The 1,196-nt window shown below is 58.9% G+C and carries 2 protein-coding genes; one reads left to right on the top strand and one right to left on the bottom strand.

Features of this window, described 5'->3' with window-relative positions:
• A partial coding sequence (gene nagAa / locus PCE31106_RS23880; protein ID WP_150564898.1) for a naphthalene 1,2-dioxygenase/salicylate 5-hydroxylase systems ferredoxin--NAD(P)(+) reductase NagAa occupies positions 1–933 on the bottom strand: 933 nt, incomplete at its 3' end.
• A 120-nt stretch (positions 934–1,053) separates the two neighbouring features.
• On the opposite strand from nagAa, the gene PCE31106_RS23875 reads away from it, so the two are divergent.
• The coding region (locus PCE31106_RS23875) for a LysR family transcriptional regulator (protein ID WP_150564897.1) at positions 1,054–1,196 on the top strand (143 nt) is incomplete at its 3' end.

The following is a 1,196-nucleotide window of genomic DNA, read 5'->3' as shown; positions in this document are numbered from 1 at the left end:
CAGGCGAGCAACGAGCAGGTTCAGGGCCTCTACCATGGCCGGAGCGCCACACAGGTAGGCGCGCCATCCCGCCAAGTTGGGCAAGTCACGGCAGATCACATCGGTGACCAGGCCGGATCGACGACCGGGGCCGGCAGGGCCTGTCGCAACAACGACATTCACCTTGAGATTCGGAAACCTTGCAGCCAATGCGTGAAGGCGTTCCTCGTCATAGATGTCCTGCTCGCTCCGCACACCGAAGTACAGATGGATGGGGTTGCTCATCCCGCTTTCCAGTGCGCCTCGAACGATCGAAAGGACGGGCGCCAGACCTGTTCCACCCCCCACACAAAGCATGGGACCCGTGTGCGTGCGCCGTAGATAGGCCGTTCCGAGGGGGCCGCTGATCCGCACCGAAGCGCCTACGGACAGTTCATTGAAAACGTAGTTGCTGACATGCCCGCCCGGAACCGCGCGAATCTGAAACTCCATTTCAGCATCGTCGGGCAACCCAGCCATCGAATAGGGGCGGACGCATTCGGGCGTGAACTGCACCGTTGCGTACTGGCCAGGGCTGAACTCAAGCGGCTTGGCCAGTTTGATGCGCAGGCGCCGGATGTCATGGGTGGCTTCGTCTATCGCTGTGACCGTCCCCTTGATGATGCGTGCCGGGTGAACCACGATCTCGTCAGATTCAGGAATCTCGATCGTGCAGTCTTCGGTCAGAATCGCCTGACAGGCCAGGACATAGGCCCCCTTTCCTGCCTGCGGGTGCCCGGCCTCGGGCCCGTTATCGCGAAGTTGACCGGCAACCACACGGCAGCGGCAAGTGCCGCAGCGGCCCGACATGCAGCTATAAGAGATGGGGACCTCGTTGGACCTGAGCACGTCAAGCAGGGTGCTTCCAATCTCAGCGTTCAAACGCAAATTGAGGGGTTCTACTACCAGTTCCATGCAAGCTCTTTTTTCAATTGTCTCCGAATGGCTGCGATTCTGGCGCGTCGAGCGGCATATTGCTATAGATCAAATCTGATAGTTAAAATCACCAGCATGAATAATGGTGAGGGTGAGGTCATGGATCTGCGCGACATCGACTTGAATCTGCTGGTGGTCTTCAACCAGCTACTGCTCGACCGGAGCGTATCGACGGCCGGCGAAAAACTGGGGCTGACGCAGCCTGCCGTCAGTAATTCACTTAAACGGCTGCGTACAGCGCT

Origin of the sequence: Pandoraea cepalis, assembly GCF_902459665.1 — a bacterium.
GTDB classification, from domain to species: Bacteria; Pseudomonadota; Gammaproteobacteria; order Burkholderiales; family Burkholderiaceae; genus Pandoraea; species Pandoraea cepalis.
This window is presented reverse-complemented; position numbering and strand designations above follow the sequence as displayed.